At 47.3% G+C, this 3492-nt stretch carries 5 protein-coding genes; 4 read left to right on the top strand and 1 reads right to left on the bottom strand.

The genetic code is table 11. The features are described from left to right. The first annotated feature begins 77 nt into the window (after positions 1-77). Together ACWVCM_RS16365 and def are read left to right on the top strand one after the other, a co-directional pair. On the top strand, positions 78-602 hold the full coding sequence (locus ACWVCM_RS16365; protein ID WP_455202842.1) for a glycine cleavage system protein R: 525 nt from the start codon (positions 78-80) through the stop codon (positions 600-602). 6 nt (positions 603-608) lie between these two features. After that, positions 609-1127 carry a peptide deformylase gene (def, locus tag ACWVCM_RS16370; RefSeq protein ID WP_455202843.1) on the top strand — a complete coding sequence of 173 codons (519 nt, stop codon included), beginning with the start codon at positions 609-611 and terminating at the stop codon, positions 1125-1127. An 18-nt stretch (positions 1128-1145) separates the two neighbouring features. Here def and ACWVCM_RS16375 read toward each other — a convergent pair whose 3' ends face one another. Beyond that, positions 1146-1796, bottom strand: a complete 651-nt coding sequence (locus ACWVCM_RS16375) for an arylesterase (RefSeq protein WP_455202844.1) — start codon at positions 1794-1796, stop codon at positions 1146-1148. Between ACWVCM_RS16375 and ACWVCM_RS16380 the strand changes: the two genes are divergently transcribed. Together ACWVCM_RS16380 and ACWVCM_RS16385 are read left to right on the top strand one after the other, a co-directional pair. After that, on the top strand, positions 1795-2490 hold the full coding sequence (locus ACWVCM_RS16380; RefSeq protein ID WP_455202845.1) for an ABC transporter ATP-binding protein: 696 nt from the start codon (positions 1795-1797) through the stop codon (positions 2488-2490). The two genes, ACWVCM_RS16375 and ACWVCM_RS16380, sit on opposite strands and share 2 nt — an antisense overlap. A gap of 53 nt (positions 2491-2543) precedes the next feature. Further along, a partial coding sequence (locus tag ACWVCM_RS16385; RefSeq protein ID WP_455202846.1) for an ABC transporter permease occupies positions 2544-3492 on the top strand: 949 nt, incomplete at its 3' end.

Below are 3492 nucleotides of genomic sequence, written 5' to 3' on the forward strand. Positions count from 1 at the left end.
GAGACGGGATGTCGGGCGAGGCGGGAATTGGGAATAACAGGTATTTGATGATTTTCTAAGGCCAAAGTGAGGTCGCTATGGGTAACAACTGGTATATGTTGACTGTGGTTGGTAAGGACAAACCGGGAATCGTTGCAGGCATCAGCGAAGCTTTGTTTGAGGCCGGATGTAACTTCGGTGAAGCGTCTATGAGTCGACTGGGTGGAAATTTTACCATCATGTTAATGGTGCAATATGAAGGCGAGATGAAACATTTGGAAGAAATTGTAGCGCCAGTCGCCCAGCAACTGGACTTGCATTGCCATGTGCATGATATTGACGCGCAGTTGCACGCGCATCGAGAGCCTGATGTGCGTATCAGCGTTTATGGCCCGGATCAAACAGGAATTGTCGCGCACATTACAAGTGTCCTGGCCAGGGCGGGTCTGGATATTTATGACCTGGAGTCGGATGTCGCAGGCAGCGATGAGAAGCCCGTATATATTATGCATATCGAGGGTCATGCCATTAATGGTGTCGATGCCTTGCAGCGTGCGCTTGATGCTGACAGGACAGAAGGTATTGAGACCCATCTTGAAGAAATCGATACTGTAATTGGTTAAGCTTGTATGGCACTACTAGAAGTATTAACTATTCCTGATCCTCGACTGAAACAGGAATCAGAGCCTGTCGAACGGTTTGACGAAAGCTTGCGGGATTTTGTAAATGACCTGGAAGAGACTATGCGCTCCAGCCCTGGGGGGGTTGGTATTGCTGCACCCCAGGTGGCCAGATTTCAGCGCATTGTCATCGTTGATGTGTCTTCAAAACCCAGGATTAAAAATCACGGTCGCCTGGTTTTAATTAATCCGGAAATTACTGAATGGCAGGGGATGGAAAAGGGCCGGGAAGGTTGTATGTCGGTACCTGACTACACCGGCAATGTAATACGTGCAAAAAGTATCAAGCTTAACGCCTGCGATGAATTTGGTGAGCTCCATCGATATGAATTTGAAGCTTACGAGGCACGGGCTGTTCAACACGAGATTGATCATCTCGATGGTATTTTATTCCTCGATCGCCTGGTTAGTCGTCGCGCGGATTTGTTTCAACGCAAGACCTATCAGGAAAAACCAAAATCCAAATAACTTTGTTTCTTCATTTTATCACCGCTTCCCCTGGAGTAGCGGCTCCAGTTGCGTCCAGACGTTATCCAGCATTATTGGTTGCGCTTCATCGCGAGGATGTATTCCATCTGACTGCATAAGCCCGTCTTTGGTTGCAATTCCTTGTAATAAAAATGGAACGACAGGAATTTTATTTGCCAGTCCGAGGTCTACATACATTTGATAAAAACTTTCTGTATAAAATTTTCCATAATTAGGTGGCAGGCGCATACCAATTAACAATGTATCGGCGTGGGACTCAGCGGATTTCGAAATCATCGTTTGCAGATTGGATTTAATCATGTCTATGTTTAGACCACGCAAACCGTCATTACCGCCAAGCTCAATAATCACCAGGCGGGGACGATGCTTGCTTAGCAGGCCGGGTAATCTCTGTAATCCACCGTGTGTGGTTTCACCGGAAATACTGGCGTTAATAACGCGGTAATTGTAATGGTTTTTATTCAATTTTAGTTCGAGCAGGGAAACCCAGCCATTGGATTGGTCAATACCAAAAGAAGCACTTAAACTATCCCCCAGTACAAGAATGACGGGGATTTGTAAGGCAGTTTGTTGCTGGGCTGTGTAAGCAGCGCTTACTGAAAAAAGTACAAGCCAGGCCGCAATCAATAAACAGGATATTTTTTTCATGTCTGTTACAGAATTCAATACGGTCTTAAAAATAGAAAGTTTAACCAAACAAGTGGCTAACCTCGATTTAGACCACCGGGAGCCGCTGGTGATCCTTGATAATATCAATTTTTCCATCACCAGTGGGGAAACTGTCGCCGTTGTCGGTCCATCCGGATCGGGAAAATCAACTTTATTGGGTTTGCTGGCGGGTCTTGATACACCGACCAAAGGCACAGTATATGTTGATGAGCAGGATATTTTTCAGCTCGACGAGGATGGGCGCGCATTATTGAGGGCGCAGAAGCTGGGATTTGTCTTCCAGTCTTTTCAGTTGTTGCCTGCATTAACCACCCTGGAAAACGTAATGTTACCTTTGGAAATCATTGCTTCCGCCAACGCTGAGCAATCGGCGCTAAATGTTTTGCAGCGCGTGGGTCTGCAGGAGCGATTGCAACATTATCCACATCAACTTTCCGGAGGCGAGCAACAACGCGTTGCGATTGCCCGGGCATTTGCACCAAAACCTAAAATCCTGCTGGCAGATGAACCCACCGGAAATCTCGATACTCGTACCGGCAAGCAAACGGTAGACCTGCTGTTCGAGCTTAACCAGGAGCAAGGTACAACCCTGGTCCTGGTAACTCACGATCATGCATTGGCGGAGAAATGCAGTCGAGTACTGGAAATTGAAGCAGGCCGGTTACTGTTGTGATTGACTGAGGAATAAACTTGTATTCACATATTAACAAGCTGGCTTTTCGATTAATGCGCAGGGACTGGCGTGCTGGTGAATTGCGCGTGTTGACGGCGGCGTTGGTTATAGCAGTGACCTGTGTGACCTCTGTGGTATTTTTTACGGACCGTATTGCGCAAGCATTAGACCTGCAGGCAAGTGAGTTACTAGCTGCCGACTTGAGAATCGTGTCTGACCGGCCCGTTAAACAGGAGTATATCGATGCAGCTCAGCAACGCCAGTTAACACTGGCACAAACCATTAGTTTTCGCAGTATGGTTTTGGCTGATGGTGGTAGTCAGCTTGCCGAGATCAAAGCGGTTAATGATCATTACCCTTTACGTGGCTCACTAAAAATATCTCAGCAGGCATTTGACGCAGGGGTTGAAACAGATCAAATTCCCGGTCCTGGAGAAGTGTGGATTGAACCGCGTATGGTCAATCAACTGGGAGTTTCCCCGGGTGAGGGCATTATTCTGGGTTCCATGACTTTTAAAATAACGGCATTTTTACGTTATGAGCCTGATCGTAGTGGCGACCTGTTTAGCATCGCGCCTCGCGTATTAATGAACATAGAGGATTTGCCCGCTACTGGATTGATACAGGAAGGTAGTCGTATGCGACATCGACTATTGGTGGCAGGCGAAAAAAGTAATGTGCAGCAGTATCGGCGCGTGATTGAAAAAAAATTACAGGCGGGTGAGCAGGTAGAGGATGTGCGCGATGCCCGCCAGGAAGTACGAGTAGCATTACAACGCGGTCAACAATTTCTGGGCTTGTCGGCCATTATTAGTGTTGTGCTGGCATTTGTTGCGGTTGCAATGGCAGCGCAGCGTTATGCAGAACGACATTTGAATACTTGTGCCATCTTGCGCTGCGTCGGTGCACAACAAGCTCACATTTCGAGAATTTTTCTTAATCAACTGGTTGTGCTTGGGATTGTTGCCAGCGCGGCAGGTTGTGGTATTGGTTACCTGGCGC

Source organism: Kaarinaea lacus, assembly GCF_975902315.1.